This is a genomic window from Salinivibrio sp. KP-1 (genome assembly GCF_000968645.1).
GTDB lineage: Bacteria > Pseudomonadota > Gammaproteobacteria > Enterobacterales > Vibrionaceae > Salinivibrio > Salinivibrio siamensis.
Window position 1 is genome coordinate 133,566 of the sequence record NZ_LAQR01000045.1, and the last position, 25,094, is coordinate 158,659.

At 51.5% G+C, this 25,094-nt stretch carries 22 protein-coding genes and 1 pseudogene; 13 read left to right on the plus strand and 10 right to left on the minus strand.

Going from position 1 to position 25,094, the window contains the following annotated elements:
• Nucleotides 1-235: 235 nt before the first annotated feature.
• Nucleotides 236-1,636 carry a cysteine--tRNA ligase gene (cysS, locus tag WN56_RS12645; protein WP_046075347.1) on the plus strand — a complete coding sequence of 467 codons (1,401 nt, stop codon included), beginning with the start codon at nucleotides 236-238 and terminating at the stop codon, nucleotides 1,634-1,636.
• 119 nt (nucleotides 1,637-1,755) lie between these two features.
• Here cysS and WN56_RS12650 read toward each other — a convergent pair whose 3' ends face one another.
• Nucleotides 1,756-2,604, minus strand: a complete 849-nt coding sequence (locus tag WN56_RS12650; protein WP_046075348.1) for an ion transporter — start codon at nucleotides 2,602-2,604, stop codon at nucleotides 1,756-1,758.
• Between the two features lie 109 nt (nucleotides 2,605-2,713).
• The gene (locus WN56_RS12655; protein WP_046075349.1) at nucleotides 2,714-3,352 is read right to left on the minus strand and encodes a YchE family NAAT transporter; all 639 of its coding nucleotides are present in this window, start codon (nucleotides 3,350-3,352) and stop codon (nucleotides 2,714-2,716) included.
• 562 nt (nucleotides 3,353-3,914) lie between these two features.
• Between WN56_RS12655 and adhE the strand changes: the two genes are divergently transcribed.
• Nucleotides 3,915-6,644, plus strand: coding sequence for a bifunctional acetaldehyde-CoA/alcohol dehydrogenase (adhE, locus tag WN56_RS12660; protein WP_255352030.1), 2,730 nt, complete (start codon nucleotides 3,915-3,917; stop codon nucleotides 6,642-6,644).
• Nucleotides 6,645-6,716: 72 nt separating this feature from the next.
• Here the strand turns inward: adhE and WN56_RS12665 are convergent, their stop codons facing one another.
• The 8 genes and pseudogenes from WN56_RS12665 to WN56_RS12700 form a co-directional block, all read right to left on the minus strand.
• Complete coding sequence (locus WN56_RS12665) at nucleotides 6,717-7,364, minus strand: SDR family NAD(P)-dependent oxidoreductase (RefSeq protein WP_046075351.1); 648 nt, start codon at nucleotides 7,362-7,364, stop codon at nucleotides 6,717-6,719.
• A 258-nt stretch (nucleotides 7,365-7,622) separates the two neighbouring features.
• Nucleotides 7,623-8,135: a VC2046/SO_2500 family protein gene (locus tag WN56_RS12670; RefSeq protein ID WP_046075352.1), complete on the minus strand. Its 513-nt coding sequence runs from the start codon at nucleotides 8,133-8,135 to the stop codon at nucleotides 7,623-7,625.
• 150 nt (nucleotides 8,136-8,285) lie between these two features.
• Complete coding sequence (locus WN56_RS12675; RefSeq protein WP_197075759.1) at nucleotides 8,286-9,293, minus strand: alpha-L-glutamate ligase-like protein; 1,008 nt, start codon at nucleotides 9,291-9,293, stop codon at nucleotides 8,286-8,288.
• A 46-nt stretch (nucleotides 9,294-9,339) separates the two neighbouring features.
• Nucleotides 9,340-10,842 (minus strand): annotated as a pseudogene (locus tag WN56_RS12680) (inactive transglutaminase family protein); the annotation flags it as partial.
• Nucleotides 10,843-10,847: 5 nt separating this feature from the next.
• Nucleotides 10,848-11,639, minus strand: a complete 792-nt coding sequence (locus tag WN56_RS12685) for an ATP-dependent zinc protease (protein ID WP_046075354.1) — start codon at nucleotides 11,637-11,639, stop codon at nucleotides 10,848-10,850.
• Nucleotides 11,640-12,006: 367 nt separating this feature from the next.
• Nucleotides 12,007-12,978: a tRNA 5-methoxyuridine(34)/uridine 5-oxyacetic acid(34) synthase CmoB gene (cmoB, locus tag WN56_RS12690; RefSeq protein ID WP_046075355.1), complete on the minus strand. Its 972-nt coding sequence runs from the start codon at nucleotides 12,976-12,978 to the stop codon at nucleotides 12,007-12,009.
• Between the two features lie 27 nt (nucleotides 12,979-13,005).
• Nucleotides 13,006-13,734: a carboxy-S-adenosyl-L-methionine synthase CmoA gene (cmoA, locus tag WN56_RS12695; RefSeq protein WP_046075356.1), complete on the minus strand. Its 729-nt coding sequence runs from the start codon at nucleotides 13,732-13,734 to the stop codon at nucleotides 13,006-13,008.
• Between the two features lie 133 nt (nucleotides 13,735-13,867).
• Nucleotides 13,868-14,746 (minus strand): DUF72 domain-containing protein, encoded by an 879-nt coding sequence (locus WN56_RS12700; RefSeq protein ID WP_046075357.1) that lies wholly within the window; start codon nucleotides 14,744-14,746, stop codon nucleotides 13,868-13,870.
• 254 nt (nucleotides 14,747-15,000) lie between these two features.
• Here WN56_RS12700 and aspS point away from each other — a divergent pair, with 254 nt between their 5' ends.
• The 11 genes from aspS (at nucleotide 15,001) to tolQ (ending at nucleotide 25,092) form a co-directional block, all read left to right on the plus strand.
• Nucleotides 15,001-16,785: an aspartate--tRNA ligase gene (aspS, locus tag WN56_RS12705; protein ID WP_046075358.1), complete on the plus strand. Its 1,785-nt coding sequence runs from the start codon at nucleotides 15,001-15,003 to the stop codon at nucleotides 16,783-16,785.
• A 184-nt stretch (nucleotides 16,786-16,969) separates the two neighbouring features.
• Nucleotides 16,970-17,716, plus strand: a complete 747-nt coding sequence (locus WN56_RS12710; RefSeq protein ID WP_046075359.1) for a YebC/PmpR family DNA-binding transcriptional regulator — start codon at nucleotides 16,970-16,972, stop codon at nucleotides 17,714-17,716.
• Nucleotides 17,717-18,238, plus strand: a complete 522-nt coding sequence (ruvC, locus tag WN56_RS12715) for a crossover junction endodeoxyribonuclease RuvC (RefSeq protein ID WP_046075360.1) — start codon at nucleotides 17,717-17,719, stop codon at nucleotides 18,236-18,238.
• Between the two features lie 216 nt (nucleotides 18,239-18,454).
• Nucleotides 18,455-19,084 carry a Holliday junction branch migration protein RuvA gene (gene ruvA, locus WN56_RS12720; protein WP_046075361.1) on the plus strand — a complete coding sequence of 210 codons (630 nt, stop codon included), beginning with the start codon at nucleotides 18,455-18,457 and terminating at the stop codon, nucleotides 19,082-19,084.
• 3 nt (nucleotides 19,085-19,087) lie between these two features.
• Complete coding sequence (gene ruvB / locus WN56_RS12725) at nucleotides 19,088-20,101, plus strand: Holliday junction branch migration DNA helicase RuvB (RefSeq protein WP_046075362.1); 1,014 nt, start codon at nucleotides 19,088-19,090, stop codon at nucleotides 20,099-20,101.
• A gap of 526 nt (nucleotides 20,102-20,627) precedes the next feature.
• Entirely contained in the window at nucleotides 20,628-22,211 is a 1,584-nt protein-coding gene (cydA, locus tag WN56_RS12730) for a cytochrome ubiquinol oxidase subunit I (RefSeq protein WP_176719629.1), read from the plus strand.
• Between the two features lie 11 nt (nucleotides 22,212-22,222).
• On the plus strand, nucleotides 22,223-23,359 hold the full coding sequence (cydB, locus tag WN56_RS12735; protein ID WP_046075364.1) for a cytochrome d ubiquinol oxidase subunit II: 1,137 nt from the start codon (nucleotides 22,223-22,225) through the stop codon (nucleotides 23,357-23,359).
• Between the two features lie 15 nt (nucleotides 23,360-23,374).
• The gene (gene cydX / locus WN56_RS16785; protein WP_021024361.1) at nucleotides 23,375-23,482 is read left to right on the plus strand and encodes a cytochrome bd-I oxidase subunit CydX; all 108 of its coding nucleotides are present in this window, start codon (nucleotides 23,375-23,377) and stop codon (nucleotides 23,480-23,482) included.
• Nucleotides 23,475-23,771 carry a cyd operon YbgE family protein gene (locus WN56_RS12745; protein ID WP_046075365.1) on the plus strand — a complete coding sequence of 99 codons (297 nt, stop codon included), beginning with the start codon at nucleotides 23,475-23,477 and terminating at the stop codon, nucleotides 23,769-23,771. Before cydX ends, WN56_RS12745 begins: the two co-directional genes overlap by 8 nt.
• A gap of 230 nt (nucleotides 23,772-24,001) precedes the next feature.
• Nucleotides 24,002-24,409: a tol-pal system-associated acyl-CoA thioesterase gene (ybgC, locus tag WN56_RS12750; RefSeq protein WP_046075472.1), complete on the plus strand. Its 408-nt coding sequence runs from the start codon at nucleotides 24,002-24,004 to the stop codon at nucleotides 24,407-24,409.
• A complete protein-coding gene (gene tolQ / locus WN56_RS12755; RefSeq protein ID WP_046075366.1) occupies nucleotides 24,406-25,092 on the plus strand; it encodes a protein TolQ in 687 nt (228 codons plus the stop codon). The genes ybgC and tolQ overlap by 4 nt, the downstream gene beginning before the upstream one ends.
• The last annotated feature ends 2 nt before the right edge of the window (nucleotides 25,093-25,094 follow it).

A 25,094-nucleotide genomic window follows, 5' to 3' on the forward strand; every position in this document is an offset into this window, starting at 1 on the left:
AATGGGCCAGTTTGCCCAATAAATACTTATCGATAAAGATTCTTTATTGAAAAATAAATGAATAGACTTAAAAAGCTCAAGCGATAATCTCGGTTTTAGTAGTAACTTGTGAGCCCAGTCTTAATGTTTCACAGGCCTTGGCCGGCGTGAGAGGCTTGCGTCATGCCAGTAGAAAAGGTGTAATAGCTGCTTCACCTTACTCATTGTCACTATTGTAACGAGTCATCAAATTATTATGTCGACGCAAACCCCCCCGTTAAAGATCTACAACTCACTGACGCGAGATAAAGCTGTCTTTAAACCCATCACGCCGGGAAAAATTGGCATGTATGTGTGTGGGGTGACGATTTACGATCTCTGTCATATTGGTCACGGGCGTACTTTTGTTTCGTTTGACATGATTGCGCGCTACTTGCGCTACTTGGGCTTTGATTTGACCTTTGTCCGTAATATCACGGATATCGATGACAAAATCATTAAGCGTGCGGCGGAAAATGGCGAGAGCTGTGACGCATTGACCGAGCGCTTGATCGGTGAAATGTACCAAGACTTTGATGCTTTAAACATGGCGCGTCCTGATATCGAGCCACGTGCGACTGACTACATCGATGAAATCATCGCACTGGTAGAAAAGCTGATTGAGCGTGGCTTCGCCTATGTCGCAGATAATGGCGACGTGATGTTTGAAGTGGCCAAGTTTGATGATTACGGCAAGCTGTCAAAGCAAGACCTCGATCAGCTGCAAGCGGGCGCCCGTGTGGATGTTGAAACAGCCAAGCGCAGTCCTCTCGATTTTGTGGTGTGGAAAATGTCCAAACCTGGCGAGCCAACATGGGAATCCCCGTGGGGGCCAGGTCGCCCTGGCTGGCACATCGAGTGCTCGGCAATGAACTCTGCGATCTTGGGCGAACATTTTGATATTCATGGTGGCGGCTCTGATTTGCAGTTCCCGCACCATGAGAACGAAATTGCCCAGTCTTGCTGCGCCCATGACACCCCATATGTCAATACCTGGATGCACAGCGGCATGGTGATGGTTGATCGTGAAAAGATGTCCAAATCCTTGGGGAATTTTTTCACCATCCGTGATGTATTGGCACATTATGATGCCGAAACCGTGCGTTATTTCTTGCTGTCCGGTCACTATCGCAGCCAGTTGAACTACAGCGATGAAAACCTCAATCAAGCCCGTTCAGCACTTGAGCGTCTGTACACCTCGCTTCGCGGTTTAGACACTCAGGCCGTACCTGCCGGTGGCGATGAATACGTGGCACGCTTTGAAGCGGCGATGAACGATGACTTCAATACCCCAGAGGCCTATTCGGTGCTATTCGATATGGCTCGAGAGGTTAATCGACTGCGCGGCGATGATCAGGCGGCGGCATCCGCGCTGGGCGCGCAAATGCGCAAGTTAGCGTCGATTCTTGGTTTGCTCGAGCAAGATGCCGATAGCTTCTTGCAAGGCGATGCAGGGGCTGATGATGAAGTGGCTGAAATCGAGGCGCTCATTCAAAAACGGAACGATGCCCGTAAAGCCAAAGACTTTGCCAGCGCCGATGCCGCGCGTGATGCGCTCACCGCGATGGGTATTGTGCTGGAAGACGGCCCACAAGGCACCACTTGGCGTCGTAAGTAAGCGACTGTTATTTGCCATTGAGCCACTAAAAACGGAGCCGACCTGCTCCGTTTTTTTATTATCGGTATCTCGTGCTTTTACTCGCAGCGACTGCCGTACCAATCAACGTGAAGCCAGTGTTACAGCCCAGGTGTGACCACGCGTTTATCGGCTTCCGGCAGCTCACTGCCACAATGCTTACAAAATGAGGCGTCGGACTCATGGCCGCTTTTTGAGCAGTTAGGGCATTTTACCAAGTTGCGATGCAGTGACATCTGCTGACCGATTTCGGCGGTGATGATCCCTGTAGGCACGGCAATAATCGAATAGCCCATCAACATGGTGAAAGACGCGAGTGCCTTGCCAATATCGGTTTGCGGCACAATATCGCCATAGCCGACGGTGGTGAGGGTGACGATCGCCCAATAGATGGCATAGGGAATACTGGTAAAGCCATTCTCTGGCCCTTCAATCACGTACATGAGTGCGCCGAAGACGGTGACCAGGATCGCCACGGAGAAGAAGAAAATCATCACCTTGCGTGATGACAGCATCATCGAGCGTAACAAGATGTTGGAGTCTTCCAAAAAACGCATCAGCCTCAAAACACGGAAAATACGCAATACCCGCAACAAGCGTACCACCATCAGGTAAGTCGTCCCTGGGACAAAAATCGCGATATAGGTGGGCAGAATCGCCAGTAAATCCACCACGCCGTAAAAGCTTCGCGCATAAGCAGACGGGCGCGGAGAGCAATAAAGGCGCAGTAAATACTCGATGGTAAAGATGCCGGTAAAGCCCCATTCAATCCAATAGAGCCATTGCGACCATTGAGCGTGAAAGCTAGCGATGGATTCCAGCATCAACACCACCATCGAGGCCAAGATCATCACAATTAGCACCAAATCAAATGCCTTCCCGTGCTTCGTCTCGGTGCCAAAGATGGTGGTGTAGAGATAATGTTGAAGACGGCTTTGTGACTTATTCATTCGCTTACCTTGCTATAAACCTTCCATGATTGAGCCGCAAAAAACCGGCACGGCAACTGCCTGCGTGCCGGCTTGCTAGTACTACGCGCTGCACGGGATGACCGCGCGTTTAGTTGAGGCCAGGAAACAAAGCGCGCATGCCAGAGGCGATAAACTCGATGCCTAATGAGCCCAGAATAAGACCCATGATCCGCGTAATAACGTTGATACCCGTTTGGCCTAAAAATTTCACTACTGCAGGGCCGACTTTAAATAATCCCCAGATTCCTGCAGAGAACAGCACGAGGGTGGTGATTAATGTAATCGTACTCCAGGTATCGGGGTATTGAGAGCCATACACAATGGTTGAGCTGATCGCACCTGGCCCGGCGAGCAGCGGCATTGCCAGCGGCACGACGCCCACTTGTTCACGACTAATGGTTTCGGATTGCTCCTGCTTGTTTTGCTTACCCTCACCCAACTTACCGTTCATCATGGTAAAAGCGATACTGAGCAGCAACATGCCACCGGCCACCCGGAATGAGTCGAGTGAGATACTGAATAAATCCAGCAACATCTGACCGGCAAGCAGAGAAACAATCAAGATGATCGCGACCGCGATGGCTGCGGTGTATGCCGTGCGGTTTCGTTCTTGTTTATCAAGATGTACGGTGAGGGTGACAAAAACGGGCATGATACCGATAGGGTTAACGGCGGCAAAAAGCCCGACAAAAAACTGCACAAAAATCATGGTGTCGAAAGCGGCCATGGTGACTCTCGTAATGCTGTGAGGAAGTCCAGTTTCTCTCGGGTTTAATCAATGGCGCCAGTATAGCGATATCAGTTTAAAAACCAACCACTCAGCCATGTATTTTCTGCATGCAGTGGTTGCACGTTTTGAACCAACTTAAGATGGCTCACTCAAACGATTTGTCGTCATGCAACTTTCGCACGGCAAACTATACTGAGGGTCGGTGTTGTGGATATAAACAACCGTCTTCAGGCGTTTTGTTGAAATTTACATACAGTATCGACATGTAGACTTGTCTCATCATGTAAAAAATATGTTACTGTGATGAAAATTTTAGACACATACATTCTGTGCTACAAAAATATTAAACCCAGTAACTGTGGGGGTTAAGCGTAAAGTTTATTGCGGTTGATTTGATAACAACTGATCGAGATCAAGTTACTCACGCTGTGAAAACTTATACTCAGTTTTGAAAGTTATTTACTAAATGCCACGCACCTAATGGCGACACTAACCAAAGATAAACATGGCTTAGTAAGCAAAGACGCGGCGTTAAGCAATTACTAAATGATTTTCAAATATGAACCAGGAGACGACTATGCCTGTCACTAATATTGCTGAACTCAACGCGATGGTTGAGCGTGTCAAAAAGGCACAACAAGAATTTGCGACCTATTCACAGGAGCAAGTAGATAAGATCTTCCGTGCCGCATCTCTGGCTGCAAACAACGCGCGTATCCCACTGGCGAAACAAGCGGTTGAAGAGTCAGGCATGGGTATCCTCGAAGACAAGGTTATCAAAAACCACTTCGCCTCTGAGTTCATCTACAACAAATACAAAGACGACAAAACCTGCGGGATTCTCGAAGAGAATGACGAATTCGGCACCATGACTATCGCCGAGCCCGTTGGCCTTATCTGCGGTATCGTGCCAACCACTAACCCAACCTCTACTGCGATCTTCAAATCACTGATCTCATTGAAAACGCGTAACGGCATCATCTTCTCGCCACACCCACGTGCGAAAAACTCGACCAATGATGCCGCGAAACTGGTTCTCGATGCAGCAGTGGCTGCGGGCGCACCGAAAGACATCATCGGCTGGATTGACCAACCTTCAGTTGAGCTTTCTAACGCACTGATGAAGCACGACGACATTAACCTGATTCTGGCGACCGGTGGCCCAGGCATGGTGAAAGCGGCATACTCATCAGGTAAACCTGCGATTGGTGTGGGTGCGGGTAACGTGCCTGTGGTTATCGATGAAACCGCTGACATTAAACGTGCTGTCGCGTCTGTACTGATGTCAAAAACCTTCGATAACGGCGTGGTGTGTGCGTCAGAGCAAGCGGTTATCGTGATGGACGAAGTGTACGATGAAGTGAAAGAACGCTTTGCGTCGCACAAAGGCCATGTATTGAGCAAAGCAGACGCCGATAAAGTGCGTAAGGTACTACTTATCAACGGTAACCTTAACGCTGATATCGTGGGCCAACCTGCCACTAAGATTGCAGACATGGCCGGTGTAAGCGTGCCATCAGACACTAAAATCTTGATTGGTGAAGGGCTGGAAATCAGCATCGAAGAAGAGTTTGCTCACGAGAAACTCTCGCCAACCTTGGGTATGTTCCGTGCCAAGAGCTTTGAGCACGCGGTCGATATGGCGTGCAAAATGGTAGAAATGGGCGGTATCGGCCACACCTCTGGCCTATATACTAACCAGGACGTGAACCAAGACCGCATCAAATACTTTGGTGACCGCCTGAAAACGGCTCGTATCCTAGTCAATATTCCAACCACGCACGGTGGTATCGGTGACTTGTACAACTTTAACGTTGCACCGTCACTGACATTGGGCTGTGGCTCATGGGGTGGTAACTCAATTTCTGAGAACGTTGGGCCTAAACACCTGATGAACAAGAAAACCGTAGCGAAGCGAGCTGAGAATATGCTGTGGCACAAACTACCAAAATCTATCTACTTCCGTCGCGGCAGCTTGCCAATCGCACTGAGTGACCTAGAAGACAAGAAACGCGCGATGATCGTGACTGACCGCTTCCTGTTTAACAACGGTTACTCAGAGCAAATCGAGTCAATGCTTAAAGCGCAAGGCATGGACGTGAGTACTTTCTTCGAAGTAGAAGCGGATCCAACCTTAAGCGTGGTGCGCAAAGGTGCGGAAGCAATGAAGAGCTTCCAGCCAGATGTGATTATTGCCCTAGGTGGTGGTTCACCGATGGACGCGGCGAAAATCATGTGGGTTATGTATGAGCACCCACAGACAGCCTTTGAAGAGCTAGCGATGCGCTTTATGGATATCCGTAAACGTATCTACAAATTCCCGAAAATGGGTAAAAAAGCCGAGCTGGTTTGTGTGACAACCACATCAGGCACCGGTTCAGAAGTGACTCCGTTTGCGGTAGTAACGGACGATGAAACTGGGGCGAAATACCCACTGGCCGACTACGAGCTGACACCACAAATGGCGATTGTTGATGCCAACCTGGTGATGAACATGCCGAAGTCACTAACAGCCTTTGGTGGTTACGATGCGATTACTCACGCACTGGAAGCCTATGTGTCTATCCTTTCTAACGAATATTCAGAAGGGCAAGCACTGCAAGCGCTGAAATTGCTGAAAGACTATCTGCCAGCGAGCTATGCGCACGGCGCAAACGACCCAATTGCACGTGAGAAAGTGCACAATGGTGCCACCATTGCCGGTGTCGCATTTGCTAACGCCTTCTTGGGGGTGTGTCACTCAATGGCGCACAAAATCGGTGCTGAGTTCCACTTGCCACACGGTTTGGCGAACGCGCTGCTGATTTCCAACGTGGTACGTTTCAACGCCAATGACAACCCAACCAAGCAAACGGCATTCTCGCAGTACGACCGTCCACAAGCACGTCGTCGTTATGCAGAAATCGCTGACCACCTTGGCCTGGCACAAGACGGCGACCGTACCGCACAGAAAATCGAGCGCCTGCTAGCATGGCTTGAAGAAATGAAGCTGAAACTGGATATCCCAGTCTCAATTCAGGCAGCTGGTGTACCAGAAGCGGACTTTATGGCCAAACTGGATGAGCTAGCGGAAGAAGCGTTTGATGACCAGTGTACAGGCGCTAACCCACGCTACCCACTCATCAAAGAGCTGAAAGAAGTGTTGGTTGCGTCTTACTACGGTAAGCCTTACGTGGAAGGTGAAACCTTCGAAGGCACCACGGTTATCAAGAAAAAAGATGACCAGCCAGCCGCCGCGCCGACTAAAGCCGCGAAAGCAGCGAAAAAAGACGAAAAAGCAGACGCCTAATTTAACCTAGGTAACCGCTTAACGATAAAGACCCGCTCCGGCGGGTCTTTTTGTATTTGAGAGAGCGATCTTCTACCCACTTGCCTCTAACAACCGGCCGTTAAAAGAATCGTTGGAGACGATGTACTCGGCATTGCGGATAAACTCATCATCGACACCGCGACTCGGTTGGCTTCGGTGACGCGGGACAATACCGCCGACACGAATTTTCAGCGCGGAAAGCTCTTTGGCCCACCGCTGGGTCAAACCGCCAATCATGGCGTTGGCAACCGTATCGGGAGTGAGATGAGTGCCCGCGACATTAATGATCACGCCTGGCCGACCGCGTTGCTGCATGCATTCTGCTGCACGTTGGACGACCAAAAAGTATTGTGACGTGGTATCACTGAGTGTTTTGGGTGTGTCCCATTGATTGTCACTGTCGAAAAGCTTAGGCAGGATATCCCCTTGCCAATGATTAATGAGCACATCAATGCCACCAAAAAGCCGAGTAACTTGGCTGAACGCATCGTGAATAGATTCAGGCTCATGGTCAGCTAAACAAATAGGCTGAACGCGCCCCGGATAGTTGCGGCATTGATCGGCACTTAAGCGCAGCGCTGGCCACTCGGTATCGAGCAGCACCACGTTGGCGCCAAGCGAGCAAAAATGCTCAGCCATGGCGCGTCCAGACGGTGAACCACCTGCGGTAATGACGACCACTGCGCTATCGATCTTCATGAGAGTTTCCTCATAATTATCAGTCTATTAAAACAACCTGATGCATTTATTTACCCAAGCAAGTCACGAGAAAGTGACAGCTTACTCACACCTTATTCAAGCATGGGAGTGTAATACTGGACCATAAATACGAGGACTGCGAAAAAAAGACTAAAAACGTCAGGTGGAATGGCAAAAAGAATATCGGGAATCTATAGAGGATCACAGTTTGATAAAGGATCCACCAATGTCATCAAGATCGACTTGCGATCTGACGCATTATGCGCTCACACGCATTTTATCAAAGCAATGTGAGGTGGTGAGCTTTTCATACAAAGTGGCGGGGTTATACGCAGGGCGCTTGGGCTCGGTATCGGTCAAGTGACGGCGTTCGTGGCCAGATAAATTATGATAGACCGCTTCGTCAAAACCGTGTGTACCTTGAGGGGGATAATGCATGGCCGCGGGGGCAAGCTGAAAGCGTAGGTTGGCGCTGGCAATGCCGCCTCGATGAAAGGCATCGGCTTGCGCACTGGCGCGTTGATAGTCTTCTTCATTACTGGCGGCAAGAGGTTGTGGGTCGGGCAGTTGGAACCGCTGACGGAGCACTTGATCATTGCTGACGGGCGTATCAATCGGCGTCAGCGGGGTCGACTCGTTGGCATCACCAGATAATAGCGCCATCATCAGCGCAAAGTCGGAACGACGCCCTTGTACCACCGCATGGTTTAGGTTATCCCCAAACTGAACGTCGCTAATCAGCTGCGCTTTGTCGATGGTATGGATAGTCACTGTGGTTACCCTAGTTATGACGTGGTCGATACGGTAATAACTAGGCTATCGGCAGCAGACGAGAAACTTTAACGCTTTTCTTTGGTTTGGCTTAAATATCTTTGGCTGGTGACCATGTCTCCTATAAGGTCGAGTGAGCGCTGTACCAACTCATCCTGCCTCCGCAAGCCTGGGTTGCAAGGGCTGCGTACTCTGACCAGCAAAATGTTGCATTGAAAACGCCACTCGGTCTTCCGGTAGAGGCGGATAGCGACAAGGCGGCAGAGATTCAATCAGAGCAAGGCGCGGAAGCAGGCCACATCCATTCGCAATTTGAATGGCGAGGCCTGGTCGTGCATTGAGCTCCAACACCATCGGGCCTTTTTCTTTGTCCAGCACCATATCGGTGCCCATATAACCCAAGTCCGTCATTTCCCATGCACTGGCGGCGAGGGTAAGAAGCTGCTGCCAGTGAGGCACTTGCAGGGTATAGAGATCTTGATGGGTATCTGGATGATGCGTAATAGGGCGATTAAACTGCACCGCTTTTAGTGCTTTGCCCGTCGCCATATCTAAGCCGACGCCAACGGCACCTTGGTGTAAGTTAGCTTTGCCATCAGACGCCGAGGTCGATAGACGCATCATTGCCATCACTGGGTAGCCTTGAAAAACAATCACGCGGATATCGGGCACACCCTCATAGCTAAATCCTTCAAAGCTATCATCAAACGCAATTAAGTTTTCGACCACGGCGACATCGGCTTTGCCTCCCAGTGAGAAAAGGCCTGCCAAGGTATTGGTGATATGGCGCTCCACATCATTATGGCTGACCGCTTTTCCCGAGGCTTTGGTATAGACACCTTGGTGGTTTTTTGTCACCACTAAGATGCCTTTTCCGCCAGAGCCCTGCGCAGGCTTAATCACAAAGCCGGGCCAATTGGCGACCATGGCGTGGATGCGTTTGACATCCGCTTGGCTGTCAATCACCCCAATCAGTTCAGGCACCGTGGCCCCCGCTTGTTGGGCGATGAGTTTGGTTTGTAGCTTGTCATCAACCAATGGATACAAACGCCTGTCATTGTAGCGACCAATATAGCGAATGTTGCGCTGGTTCATGCCCATGATCCCTGCGTGGTTAAGGCGAAACGGAGAGGCTAACTTATCGAGGAGTTTGCGCATCATCGCCTCCTGAGGTGGTAGCTAACCCAAGTGGCTTATTACTCGGCTCCGCTAAGGGGCGGAAGCGCTTGAGTTCAGACAAGCGATAGCCCGTGTAATTACCTAGTAGCAAGATAAGTGCAAGGATAACCAGCTGCAGGCCAATAAAGTTAAAGGTGAGATGGCGAATCAAATCATTGGTCATCGCTAAATATACCAGTACGGCAGTGAGCAGTGAGCCGCCACCTTGAATCACCACTTCTTTTGCCCCTTCTTCTTCCCACAAAATCGACATCCGTTCAATCGTCCATGACAGAATGATCATCGGGAAGAAGGTAATGGTGAGCCCCTCCATTAAACCAATATGGAAGGCAATCACGCTAAAGACGGAAATAATCAGGATCACGGTAATAATCACGGCCGATATTCGTGCTACCAAGAGTAAATTGAGCCGCGATAAGTAGCTTCTGATCACCAGCCCCGTGCCCACAATCAACACAAAGCCCACGATACCGGTGATGAGCTGGGTTTGGACAAAGGCGACGGCAATGAGCACTGGCATAAAAGTACCAGAGGTTTTGAGCCCCACAATCACCCGCAAGAACACCACAATGAGCGCACCGATTGGGATCAGCATGATGGTTTTGAACATTGCCTGCTCTTCAATGGGCAAACTATGGATGGAGAAGTTGAGCAAATCGTCGGCCGACACCTTGGCCGAGGTGGCCTGCTGCGGACTGATGTCTTGCGAAATAATGGAGAAGTGCACCTGGCTGTGCTCACCGCCCATCACTTCTAGCAGCGGCCCGCCATGCTGGTTCCATAACAGCGTGTTATCGTGATGGCCATTTTGTCCGCTGACTAAATCAAACAAGTGCCAGCGACTGTCTTGCCACACTTGCAACATGGGGGAAATACTTTGGCGGCGCCGGCCATCTTCAAGCTCTAAACCGCCCACCACGCGCGCATGAATGCCTTCAAGAGCCAAGGTTTTGCGCAGCGCATCGGGTTTATCAAGCGTGTTGAGCAGCAGTGCCGCGTTTTGGCTATCAGGACTATTTAGCTGTTTGATGAGCTCACGGGTCAGGGTGATGTTATCAGCAGAGCGGGCACGAGCACGGTCAAGCAGCGCGAGTGCGGCGTTTTTCGCAGCATTATCCATGACAGGCGTGGCGACCACGTCATCCTCGGGCGGGGTCATGGTGTAGCGCGCGCTGTCATCAACCAGCATCTGGTTCTTAAAATAAAGCGTTTGCTCACCGCTCGCTTGTCGAGCCGACCACTGTGCTTGGCGGCCATGCTCGGTATCGAGCAAGGAAAAACCGTACCCCGCCGATGAGGTGCTTTCATCAATCAGGGTCAAACCCGGCTGGCTGTCTGGTGCGGCCAAACTGATTTTGACCGGCCCGTCGTTAGCATCGAAATTGATTCTCGCCTCGATTTGCCACACTTGGCGCGTTTCGTCAGCCAACCATGGCACGCCATAGACAAAATGACGGTACGCGCTGAGTGCAATACCTGCGACAACTAAAAAGCCAATTAAAAAATAAAAAGGAACCCGTGAAACCATATCGATTACCTACTTGTTTTGGGGGTGTCATCGCCTGGTTCCGATGGCGTGTCCGGCTGATATTGCGGATGAATATGGACTTGGCTGACATCAACCACCGCCAAGTCTTTAAAAAATTCGCGGCCGAGCAGCACTGGGTATTCCATGTTGGTGCGATCGGCGAGGGTGAATTCGGTTTTCTCATGGATGTTACCGACACGAATCCAGGCTTCGACCACTGGGCGGCGCTCAGTGCTATCGCTTGACGATTGACGGATACGCACCCAGCGTTTCACCGGCATTTCCATGATCACTGGCTGATCGCTGTTTTCACTATGATTGACGTTGAACTTGACCCAGGTATCGCCGTCACGCTCAAACTCTTGGATATCCACCGCGTTGAGTGAAGACGTTTCGGCACCGGTATCCACACGGGATTGGAAGGTGTTTTCGACCGCATCAAACCAGACAAATTCGCGTCCACCGAGAATAATCTTGCCGTCGTTAACCGGCACCCGCACCACCTTTTCTTTCACTTTGACGTCAGCGGTGTCGGTCGCCACATTGGCGTAAAGCTTGGCTTGGGTACGCTGAATCACGGTCAGTTGGCTTTCGAGCGCACTCACTTTGTCGGCCAACTGATTTAACGCTGTGCCATGTTGAGCGAATGTCTCGGTGAAAGTTTGTTGTTGTTGCTGGTGTTGGGCAGCCAGGTTATCAAATTTACTGAGCGTTTCCTGGTGTTGGTGCTGCGAGGTTAATGTGCAGCCGGACACCGTAAGTAAAAGCGCACTGATCAGTGAGCAACGAAATAGCATCTAAATCTCCACAGCGTAAGAAGGGTTGCGGCTAGCCATGTCACAGGCAGTAAAGCGCTGATCGCGACGGCGAGAGCAAATTCTAAAGGATGCGACAAAGATGGGTAGGGGGATTCTGTCAAATGTTAGTCAGAATTGACTAAACGCTGATTTAATCGACGGTAATAAAGTAAAGTCTTTAGCAAACAAGCACTCAGACGGTGAAATAAAACACAGCCGTCAATACATGCGTCGCGATTGCGAGCGTGGTGTCAGCGTCAGGTGTGAGGTCGGTAAGCGGCGTTCACCGCCATGTTCACCCTTATCACCGCCCAGTGAGGCGGCGAGTAAGGGCGGTGGTATGGGTGAGCGGTGTCCGCGCTGTTGTTTAATCCGGGTTGCGAGCCACTAAGATCGCGCGTTTGGGGGCCGGATACCCTTCGATGGTTTGCGCTGGGTCATCTGGGTTGAGGTACTCAGGCAGCGAGTTATGGGTCATCCACTCGGTACTGCGCTGCTCATCAGTGGTGGTGACGCACTCGTCGACAATACGCACATCGACAAATCCGACTTTCTCCAGCCACACTTTTAACGCGCGGGCAGACGGGAAAAAGTAGACGTTACGCATTTGTGCATAACGACCGGCAGGCACCAATACCGCGTTTTCATCGCCATCGATAACCAAGGTTTCCAGCACCAGCTCGCCATCTTTACGCAATTGGTCTTTGAGTTGCATCAGATGATCGAGAGGGGAGCGGCGGTGATACAACACACCCATACTGAAAACGGTGTCGAACGCGCGTAGCGCAGGCAGTTTTTCAATTCCTAAAGGCAGCAGGTGCGCACGCTGATCGTTACCCATCAAGCGACGAATGGCGTCGAATTGCATCAAAAAGAGCTCGGAGGGGTCGATGCCCACTGTCAGTGCGGCCTCTTCACCCAACATGCGCCACATGTGGTAGCCATTGCCGCAACCGACATCAAGCACATACCGCCCTTTTAGCGGCGAGATATGCGGCAGTACGCGATCCCACTTCCAATCTGAGCGCCATTCGGTATCAATATCAATGCCGTGTACCTGGTACGGGCCCTTACGCCAAGGGTGCAAGGTGCGCAATAAGTTTTCTAATTTTTTGCGCTCGCCATTAGGCAAGCTACCGGCATCACCAATACGCACCGCGTCTTTCAGTTCAACCGTCTCGGGCGCGGTGGTTGGGATCTTGTGCAGCACTTTTATCCACTTAGGCATATCGCCATGGGGCTGGTTTTGCCAGTCAGCTAATTGCGCTGGCAACACCTCGAGCCAATGGCTCAGGCGGTTTTTAGCAATTAGCTGATAAAAATCGGAAAAATCAAACATCAGATTACTCGTACCATCAGGTTAGTCTTACTTAATCGCCAGCATTGAACCAAAGTTAAAACACTGGAACCACATGGCGACGCTGCTAAAGCCAATGGCATTAAGTCGCGCTTGGTGGGTGGCAATACTGTCTGGGCGCATCACATTCTCAAGTGCACTGCGCTTTTGGCTGATCTCAAGCTCGCTATAGCCATTGGCGCGCTTAAAGTCGTGGTGTAAGTCGATGAGTAACTCATTGGCGGTGTCATCTTCAAAGCGATACTTCTCGGATAAAATCAGGATCCCGCCAGGTTTTAAGCCTTGGTAAATGCGAGTGAGTAGGGCTTGGCGGTCATCAGGGCTTAAAAACTGTAGGGTAAAATTGAGCACCACCACCGAGGCATTGATTATCTCGACATCGCGAATATCGGCTTCGCGAACCTCAACATCGGCGGCGCCGCGATACGCGTTAACATGCAAGCGACAACGCTCAACCATGGCTTGTGAGTTATCCACTGCGATGATTTTGCAACTGTCATGAGGGATATGGCGGCGCATCGATAAAGTGGCTGCGCCTAATGAGCAGCCCAGATCGTAAATGTGGCTGTCAGCGGTGGCAAAACGCTTGGCCAGCATGCCGATGGCCGAAATAATATTGCTGTAACCCGGCACCGAACGCTGGATCATATCCGGGAACACTTCGGCGACATTCTCATCGAACGTAAAATCGCCCATTTTTTCGATAGGCGCAGCGAAAATTTTATCCTGATTAGCCATGTAAGCCCCTACACATCAGCCAAGCTGGCAGGCTTTCGCGCGTGACGCGCGTAAACCTAGCCACAAAAGCGGCGTATTGTAGTGAATTTTTTTGCCCCTGTCTGCACGGTGACCGCGCCGCGTGGGGCGGATATTAAAACAATGCCCCTTGTTGACTTTGCGCGGCGCGCGTGACGGAAGCCAGTGGCGTTGATAAATCAAGACGTTGGTACAACTGTGCGGCCAGTGCAGGGGCCTGATCGTTATCTGAGGTATGAATCATTAAATAGGGCGTTTTGCCCGCGGCTATCCATTTGGATAAGCGTGGGATCCACGGGTCAAAAAACGCGGTGTTTTCGGGCAAGTCTGGATGGCCGATAAAACGTACCATGGGGGCATCGCTGGTGGCGATGGCGTGCACGGGCACACGAGGCTTTTTCTTTTGCGCATCAATAATAGCAGGGGTATCGGGTTTAGCCGCAAATACCGGGCGGCTGTCCATGATCACGCGGTTGGCGTGATGATCGATCAACAGGCGGTTGAGCGCTTTCTCTGCCTCGCCTTTGGCAAAAAAGGCGGGGTGGCGCACCTCTACCCCAAGGGAAAACGCGCGGGGTAGTGATTCAAGAAATGCCGCTAAGCTTGCTAACCCCTCAGGGCCAAAACGCGCCGGCAGCTGAATCGTCCACTGACCAATATGGTCATGGAGCGGAGCCATCAGCTTGATAAAGTCAGCGGTTAAGTCCTGTGCATGACGCAGCTGGCATTGATGAGTAATGGTTTTAGGCAGCTTAAAGGTAAATTGAAAACTGTCTGGAATGGCGGCCGCCCAATTATTCACCGTTTGCGGCGACGGGGAGGCGTAAAAAGTCGTGTTTCCTTCAACCGTGTTAAACACCTCGGTATAGCGGGCTAAACGCTCGCCCGACTTGGTGCCTGGCGGGTAAAAATGATGCTGCCAACTAGGATGAGACCATTGTGTCAGCCCCAATCGTAAGGGCGGATTTAGGTCTTGGTGTAATAGGGATACCATGCCCGTAATGATGCCTTGCCAACCAATAGGTCACTAGCCTAAAAGGAATTGAACAAAAAAACTATCGGTTTTAAGCGCGATCGCTTTACCAAGAGCGGGGCTTTTCCTTTATAATGGCAGGCTTTGACAGTAACGGCACTCATGGGGGCGTACCGTCAGGTACGACAGACGCTGTTACCCGAATTCCCCTCAGTATTTGGCAGGCTTGTGCCCCAGGGGCAAGCGGAATCATCAGAACAGATCAGGAATAATCTATGCGCACCCAGTATTGTGGTCACCTGAATAAAGCCCACGTCGGGCAAGAAGTTAGTCTTTGTGGTTGGGTTAACCGCCGCCGTGATTTGGGCGGCTTGATTTTTATCGACATGCGCGACCGTGAGGGTCTGGTGCAAGTTGTGATTGACCCTGATATGGGTGATGTTTACGAGCAAGCAAACAAATTGCGTAACGAATTTTGCCTGACCATCCGTGGTGAAGTGCGTGCGCGTCCAGAGAGCCAGATCAACAGTGATATGGCCACAGGCGAAGTCGAAGTGGTGGCGAAAGGGTTGGAGATCATCAACCGCAGTGCACCGATGCCGATTGACTTTAACCAGTTTATTTCCGAAGAGCAGCGCCTGAAGTATCGCTACCTTGACTTGCGCCGCCCTGAAATGAGCGATCGGATTAAACTGCGTGCTAAAGCCACCAGCTTTGTCCGTCGCTTCCTCGATGACAATGACTTTTTAGACATCGAAACCCCAGTACTCACCAAGGCGACCCCAGAAGGCGCACGTGACTACTTGGTGCCAAGCCGTGTGCACAAAGGCAACTTTTATGCGCTGCCGCAATCACCACAGCTGTTTAAACAGTTGTTGATGATGTCTGGGTTTGATCGCTACTACCAAATCGTGAAGTGCTTCCGTGATGAAGACTTGCGTGCTGACCGTCAGCCAGAATTTACCCAGATTGATATCGAAACCTCGTTTATGAGCGCCGACCAAGTGCGCGAGGTAACCGAGCAACTGATCCGTGAAATGTGGCAATCACTGCTTAATGTGGACTTGGGCGCGTTCCCAACCATGAAGTATGAAGAAGCGATGCGCCGTTTTGGTTCTGACAAGCCAGATTTGCGTAACCCGCTCGAAATCGTCGATGTCGCTGATATCGTCAAAGACGTAGAGTTTAAAGTTTTCTCTGGTCCGGCAAACGATGAGAAAGGCCGCGTGGCTGTGATTCGTGTGCCAGGCGGTGCCAGCTTGTCGCGCAAGCAGATTGATGAATACACCAACTTTGTTGGCATTTACGGCGCCAAAGGCTTGGCGTGGATGAAAATCAACGACCGTGACGCCGGTTTTGACGGCATTCAATCGCCGGTGGCCAAGTTCCTCAATGCCGAAGTGGTAGAAAGTATTTTATCACGCACCGAGGCGCAAACCGGTGACATTATCCTATTCGGCGCAGACAAAAAGTCTGTCGTTACCGAAGCGCTGGGCGCGTTGCGCGTAAAGCTCGGCCTGGATCTTGAGTTGACCGACACTCAAGCCTGGGCACCATTGTGGGTGGTTGACTTCCCAATGTTTGAGGAAGACGACGAAGGTAACTTGCATGCGATGCACCACCCGTTCACTGCGCCGACAGACGTGACACCTGAAGAGCTGGTGGCAAACCCGGCGGCGGCGAACTCTAACGCGTATGACATGGTGATAAATGGTTACGAAGTGGGCGGTGGCTCGGTGCGTATCCATAACCCAGAAATGCAAGCGGCGGTGTTTGAAACATTAGGCATCGATGAGCAAGAGCAGCGCAAGAAATTTGGCTTCTTGTTGGATGCATTGAAATACGGTACTCCACCACACGCAGGTTTGGCGTTTGGTATGGATCGCCTGGTGATGTTGCTATCCGGCACCGAAAACATTCGCGATGTGATTGCCTTCCCGAAAACCACCGCTGCGGCCTGCTTGATGACTGACGCGCCAAGCCTTGCCAATGACGCGGCGCTTGAAGAGCTGGCGCTGAGCATTACCGCGGCGGCAGAGCAAAACGAACACAGCGAATAAATTCGCCTGATGACGGGCAAATAGCCTTGCCCGTCTTATCCTTGCGACCGATAGCTGCCGTCACCAGGCGGTCGTATCAAGGCGCAAGGTCAATGTCTCAACGCGCCTCAGACTGAAAAGCCAAGGCGCGTTTTTTCTTATTACTCCTTTCACGTGAGGGGAGCGCAAAAAACGGAGAGTCGATATGGCAGGTCACAGTAAGTGGTCGAACATTAAACACCGTAAAGCCGCTCAAGACGCGAAGCGCGGTAAGATTTTCACCAAGCTTATCCGAGAAATTGTGGTGTCAACCAAAGAGGGTGGCCCCGAGGCGGAAACCAATCCACGCCTGCGTGCTGCGGTGGATAAAGCGCTGTCAAATAACATGACGCGCGACACCATCAACCGTGCGATTTCACGCGGTGCGGGCGGCGAAGGTGACGAGAACATGGAAACCGTCATCTATGAAGGTTATGGTCCCGCGGGCACGGCGGTGATGGTGGAGTGCATGACCGATAACCGCAACCGTACTGTGTCAGGTGTGCGCCATGCGTTTTCAAAATCCGGTGGTAACCTGGGTACCGATGGCTCAGTCAGCTTCTTATTCGATAAAAAAGGGGTGATCACCTACCCATCCGGCCTTGAAGAAGATGCGGTGATGGAAGCGGCACTCGAAGGCGGCGCGGACGATGTGGTCACCTATGACGACGGTTCAATGGATGTGTACACCACCCCCAATGACTTTGGCTATGTAAAAGATGCCTTAGATAAAGCTGGGTTTGAAGCTGAGCGAGCGGAGGTGACTCAGGTGCCATCCACCAAAGCGGAGTTAGATGCAGACACGGCACCGAAGCTGCTGCGCTTGATCGATATGTTAGAAGACCTTGACGATGTGCAAGAAGTCTACCATAACGGTGATATCTCGGACGAAGTGGCAGCGAGTTTAAGCTAAATGGCAGTGATACTGGGGATTGACCCAGGTTCGCGGATCACCGGTTATGGGGTGATCCGCCAACATGGTCGGCATCTTGAATATCTCGGTAGTGGCTGTATTCGCACCGAGACAGACGACTTACCCGGTCGACTGAAACATATCTATGCAGGGGTGAGCGAAGTCATCACCCAGTTCCAACCGGATAACTTTGCTATTGAGCAAGTGTTTATGGCCCGTAACGCGGATTCAGCGCTTAAACTGGGGCAAGCGCGCGGCAGCGCCATTGTTGCGGCGGTAAACGCCGATTTACCGGTGTCTGAATATGCCGCGAGGCTTATCAAGCAAGCAGTGGTGGGGAAAGGCAGTGCGGATAAAAAGCAAGTCCAGCATATGGTCACCCACATGTTAAAGCTCAGCGCCACCCCGCAAGCCGATGCCGCCGATGCCCTCGCGGTTGCTATTTGCCATGCCCACACCAATCACACCCTCATCGCCATGGCCGGCAAAGCCAACGCCGCCCGCCGCGGCCGATATCGATAAAAGCGCATAGGGATTTTTGAATACTTAGCGCTTCGCTTACAGAATACGGGAAGAGCAGGAAGTAGTGCCTAGGTCCTAGGATCCTAGGCCCTAGGCACTTTTTCTACAGGGACAGACACGTTACGCTTTTCCGTAATCCGTCCGTCGTCAATCCGACTGGATATACATCCAGTTATTCTTTATCCTTGGGACAAAGTAACAAACAGAGACGCGATTGTGATAGGCCGATTACAGGGAACCCTGATAGAAAAGCAACCTCCTGAGATTTTAATCGATGTGAACGGCGTCGGCTATGAAGTGAGCATGCCGATGAACTGTTTGTACCAATTGCCGGAGGTGGGTGAAACCGCTACCGTGTACACGCATTTTGTGGTGCGTGAAGATGCGCAACTTCTCTATGGTTTTAGCGGTAAACGTGAGCGAGCGCTGTTTCGGGAAGTGATCAAGGCCAATGGCGTGGGACCTAAACTGGGGTTAGCGATTTTATCGGGGATGACGGCTAACCACTTTGTCGACAGTGTCGAGCATAATGATGTCTCGACCCTGGTGAAAATCCCCGGGGTGGGTAAGAAAACCGCGGAACGTTTGGTGATTGAAATGCGCGACCGGCTTAAAAACTGGGAAGCGTTCGATCTCTTTACCCCGCACACGGATGCCGCGACGGCTGAGGGCGCAGCCCTACGCGCAGCGCCAACCACGATTTCGTCTGCCGCGGATGAGGCGGTGAGCGCCTTGGTCGCGCTGGGTTATAAAGCGGCGCAGGCTGAAAAAGTGGTTAAACAAATTGCAACTGATGACATGAGCAGCGAAGACGTCATTCGTCACGCGCTGCGCTCAATGGTGTAACCCATGATAGAAGCTGATCGTTTAATCTCGGCGCAAACCACCCCTGATCGGGAAGAAGAGGTGATCGACCGCGCGATTCGTCCTAAGTTATTGGAAGACTACCAAGGCCAAAATCACGTCCGTGATCAGATGGAAATCTTTATCCATGCCGCGCGCAAACGCCAAGAAGCGCTCGATCATCTATTGATTTTTGGCCCGCCAGGTCTGGGTAAAACCACCTTGGCCAATATTGTTGCCAATGAAATGGACGTCAATATTCGCACCACGTCAGGCCCTGTATTAGAAAAAGCCGGTGATCTGGCCGCCTTGCTCACCAACCTTGAGCCTCATGATGTGCTGTTTATTGATGAAATCCATCGCTTAAGCCCAGTGGTAGAAGAAGTCTTGTACCCCGCGATGGAAGACTATCAGCTGGATATCATGATTGGTGAAGGGCCTGCCGCGCGCTCAATCAAAATCGATTTACCCCCGTTTACCCTGATTGGTGCCACCACCCGCGCCGGCTCGCTGACATCGCCCTTGCGTGACCGTTTTGGCATTACCCAGCGCTTAGAGTATTACAGCGTGGGAGATTTAACCGGTATCGTGAAACGCAGCGCACATTGTTTGGCGTTATCAACCGATGAGGAAGGGGCGATGGAAGTGGCGCGTCGTTCTCGTGGTACGCCACGTATTGCTAACCGCTTACTCCGTCGTGTGCGTGATTATGCTGAAGTAAAAGGCACGGGAGATATCAGTGCTGATATTGCCCAACGTGCGCTCGATATGCTCGATGTCGACAGCCAAGGCTTTGACTACATGGATCGCAAGCTACTCAATGCCATTATTGAGAAGTTCGATGGCGGGCCGGTGGGGCTTGATAACTTAGCGGCGGCGATTGGCGAAGAAAAAGACACCATCGAAGATGTGATTGAGCCTTATTTGATTCAACAAGGCTACCTGCAACGCACACCACGTGGCCGGATTGCCAGCCAGCGTGCGTATCTGCATTTTGGCTTTGATTTGCCGAAAACCTAATCGGCTAAGACTGAGCGAAAAATCCTCGCAAACCTTAATCAAGATCAAGACGTTTTTTGCTAAAACTGCCCCATTGGCCGACAACCAATGGGGTTTTTTGATCTAGATTAAGGTTATGTAGCACGTGAGCCCTTATCGTAACCCCATCTGCTGGCGGTTGCCGGTGACAAGGCAATGAGAGATGGCTTCCGTTAATGCCGCCATCTCGCCTAGTTTCTTCGTGGTTAATCACAGTTTTGTCTCTCGGTTGGTTCGTCTTGCTGTTTTTGTCGCCTGGTCGACAAACCGAGCAAAACACGATTAACACCCAATTGTTGCGCCTATAATATTAGTTATACCTTAATTAGATAAGATTTAACTATAGAATAACCTTGGTGTTTCAACTGTGTAACATGCAAGCAGTCAATTAAGAAGTGTGTAGCTTTCCCCGCGCCAGCCAGCTGTTTTGACTGCCGTGCAGGGTGAGAAAGTAAAACGAGCGATACGCCAGTATCGGCACCGAAAGCGGTGTAAAGGAGTGACCATGATTACCGATATCGTCGATTTATCGCGGCTGCAGTTTGCGCTGACCGCGATGTATCACTTCCTGTTTGTTCCCTTAACGTTAGGCATGGCATTTTTGCTGGCCATCATGGAATCGTTATACGTGATGACCGATAAGCAAATCTACAAAGACATGACCAAGTTTTGGGGCAAACTCTTTGGGATTAACTTTGCGCTCGGTGTAGCAACCGGCCTCACCATGGAGTTCCAGTTCGGAACCAACTGGGCCTACTATTCCCACTATGTAGGGGACATTTTTGGCGCCCCGCTTGCCATTGAAGGGCTGATGGCCTTCTTCCTTGAATCCACTTTTGTGGGCCTGTTCTTCTTTGGTTGGGATCGTCTCAGTAAACGTCAGCACTTGGTCACCACCTGGCTGGTGGCATTAGGCTCTAACTTTTCTGCGCTATGGATTTTAGTGGCCAACGGCTGGATGCAAAACCCCGTGGGCTCAGAGTTTAACTTTGAAACCATGCGCATGGAGATGGTGAGCTTTGCCGACGTGGTCTTTAACCCCGTCGCACAGGTGAAGTTTGTTCACACCGTTGCCGCTGGCTATACCACAGGGGCGATGTTCATTCTGGGGATCAGCGCTTACTATCTGCTCAAAGGCCGTGATATTGCCTTTGCGCGTCGCTCGTTTGCGATTGCTGCCTCGTTTGGCATGGCGGCCATTTTATCGGTAATCATCTTAGGTGATGAGTCCGGGTACGAGCTGGGTGATGTACAAAAGGTCAAACTGGCAGCGATTGAGGCCGAGTGGCACACCGAAGAAGCGCCAGCGGCGTTCACTGTGGTGGGGCTGCCGAATCAAGAGACCATGCAGACTGATTATGCGATCAAAATCCCTTATGCGATGGGGATCATTGCCACGCGCTCACTGGATAAAGAAGTGACAGGCTTAACCGATTTGATTGCTGAGCATGAAACCCGCATCCGCAATGGTATGCAGGCGTACGCATTGCTGGAAAAACTGCGTGCCGGCGAGAAATCACCGGAAACCAAAGCCGCGTTCAATGAAGTGAAAAACGACCTCGGTTATGGCCTGCTTCTTAAGCCGTACACCGACAAGGTGGTGGATGCGACTGAAGGGCAAATTCAGCAAGCCGCGCAAGACTCTATCCCGCAAGTGGCGCCTTTGTTCTGGAGCTTTAGGATCATGGTAGCGTGCGGCTTTGCGATGCTGTTTATTTTTGGCATGGCGTTCTGGCAAACCTGTCGCCAGCGTATCGATGAAAAACCATGGCTACTGAAGCTTGCGCTGATTGGTATTCCTCTGCCATGGATCGCCTGCGAAGCGGGTTGGTTTGTTGCCGAATACGGTCGCCAGCCTTGGGCGGTGGGGGAAATCCTCCCCGTGCACGTGGCCGCATCGAATCTGGCCGCTGGCGATATTATTTTCTCGATGGTGGCGATTTGCTCGCTCTACACCGTTTTCCTCGTCGCTGAGCTTTATCTGATGTTCAAGTTTGCCCGCCTTGGGCCCAGCAGCCTCAAAACCGGCCGCTACCATTTTGAACAAAAAGGCAATCCAGAAGCGGATTTCAGCCGCCAGATTGAAGCATAAGGAGAGAGAGCATGTTTGATTATGAAATGTTACGCCTGATCTGGTGGGTACTGATCGGTGTGTTACTGATCGGCTTTACCGTCACTGATGGCTTTGACATGGGGGTGGGCGCCTTGCTCACCCTGATCGGCAAAACCGACAGTGAACGTCGGGTAATGATTAACGCTGTCGCGCCCCACTGGGAAGGAAACCAAGTCTGGTTAGTGACCGCAGGCGGGGCATTATTCGCCGCTTGGCCGTTGGTGTATGCGGTTTCCTTTTCTGGTTTTTATATCGCGATGGTGGTCACGCTGGCGGCGCTGTTTTTCCGTCCCATGGGCTTTGACTATCGCTCAAAAATCGATGACCCACGCTGGCGCACCGCATGGGATTGGGGCTTGGTGCTGGGGGGCTTTGTGCCACCGGTCATTTTCGGGGTCGCCTTTGGTAACCTCTTACAAGGGGTGCCGTTCCAGCTTAGCGATCTCTTGATCCCAACCTACACTGGTGGCTTTTTTGCACTGCTTAATCCCTTCGCACTGGTGTGTGGATTGGTGAGCCTGTTTATGGTGGTGTTGCAAGGCGCAACCTGGTTGCAACTAAAAACCACCGATGCGCTGCATGTACGCGCACGTAATGTCGCGCAACTGTGTGCATTATTGACCACCGTACTCTTTGTGGCAGCAGGCTTCTGGGTACAAAATATAGATGGCTTTGTGGTGGTCAGTGAGGCGGCGAATCAAGCAGCCTCTAACCCACTGGCGAAAGAGGTCGCGGTACAAAGCGGCGCTTGGATGCGTAACTATCAAGCGATGCCAATCCTCTGGTTAGCACCACTGGTCGGCGCCGTCATGCCATTGTTGGCACTGCTGGCGTCACGTCTTGAGCGCGGAGGTTGGGCTTTCTTGTTCTCGAGTTTGGCCGTGGCGGGCGTGATTTTGACCGCGGGTATCGCAATGTTCCCCTTTGTGATGCCATCGAGCACTTTCCCGGGTCACAGTTTGACCATGTGGGATGCCACCTCAAGCGAGCTAACCTTGTCGATTATGACCATCGTTGCGGCGGTGTTTGTGCCGATTATCTTGGCTTACACCCTGTGGTGCTACATTAAGATGTTTGGTCGTTTAGATGCGCAATATATTGAAGACAACACCCATTCACTGTACTGATTAAGGAGCTTGCATATGTGGTATTTCACGTGGATTCTTGGTGTGCTGCTGGCATGCGCCTTTGGCATTATCAATGCCTTATGGTTGGAGCACACCGAAGCGATGGATCACGACAATGAGTGAGCGCCAACCTGCTCCCGTAGGCCAGCACTTTTCTGGCCTTTGGCGGCTGCTCTCATTGGCCAGTGCCCTGTGCTGGGGCGGCCAAGTAATGTGGGCGCCAGAAGCCTTCGCTCAGCGTATGGGTGGTGTCACGTTTCCGATGGGCGTGGGGCTGCTCTACGCGACCTGTGTCGGGGTGATCCATGCCGTCGGTTTCACGGCGCAAGGCAAATGGAGCCGATGGCTCACCTGGCCGCCATTCGGGTGGGGCGTATCCCTTCTGTTGCTCGCCTTGATGTGGCTGCGCTAGTTGAGACAGGCGCTCGGTGAGTAAGCGCAAAGTGACAAACGAATGACAAAGGCACCCGAGTGGTGCTTTTTTCATCACTCTAGCGTGAGTAATTGCGTGTTTTTTGCAGCACATCACTTCTCGACGGCTTGATGGGCGACCAATGCGCCAGCCGCGCTGTCTCAGCATTTCTATACATCCACAACTTAGGTATAGTAATTGCCTATCGTAAACCGATCATGGGTAAAGACATGACAGAATCAACGCCGTTTCGCTGGCCGATTCGTGTGTACTATGAAGACACAGATGCCGGGGGAGTGGTTTACCACGCCAATTATCTCAATTACTTTGAGCGGGCACGCACTGAACTGTTGCGTGAGATCGGTGTCAATCAACAAGCGCTCTTTGCCGATCGCACCGCCTTTGTTGTGCGCCATATGGATATTGACTTTCACCGCGGTGCACGGCTTGATGATGCACTGGAGGTTGTCACCACAGTGTCAGCCATGGGGCGCGCCAGCATGACCTTTTGTCAAAGCTTGGTGAATTCTGATCAAAAAGCATTGTGTGCGGCGACGGTTAAGATAGCCTGTGTCGACCCAACAACCATGAAACCCAAATCGATTCCAACACAGATTAAATCGGAGATGATGACGTGACCGCTGAACTTTCCATTCTCGACCTGTTTTTGCAAGCAAGCTTGCTTGTCAAGGTAGTGATGCTGATATTACTGGGTATGTCAGTGGTATCTTGGGCGATGATCATCAAGCGCTCCAAGGTCATGCAGCACGCGTTTAGCAAAGCTGAACGGTTTGAAGACAGATTTTGGTCTGGGATCGATCTTTCTCAACTATTCCAAGAAGTGCAAGCGCGCAAAGACAATTTGACGGGCAGCGAGAAAATTTTTTACGCCGGCTTTAAAGAATTCGCGCGTTTGCATCGTAGCAACGACAAAGTGCCCGAGGCCGTGATGGAAGGGACTTCGCGGGCGATGCGCGTGTCGTTATCAAAACAAGTGGAAGAGCTGGAAACCCATCTGCCATTTTTGGCGACGGTGGGGTCGATCAGCCCTTACATTGGCCTGTTTGGTACCGTATGGGGGATCATGCATGCCTTTATCGCCCTAGGCGCGGTAAAGCAGGCGACGTTGGCCATGGTCGCCCCCGGGATTGCTGAAGCCTTAGTGGCGACAGCCATGGGTCTGTTCGCTGCGATCCCAGCGGTCATGGCGTACAACCGCTTGACCGCCAAAGTCAGTAAGCTCGAGCATAACTACATGAACTTTATGGAAGAGTTCTCTAGCATTCTTCATCGTCAAGCGTTTGCGGCAACCCAGGAGTGATC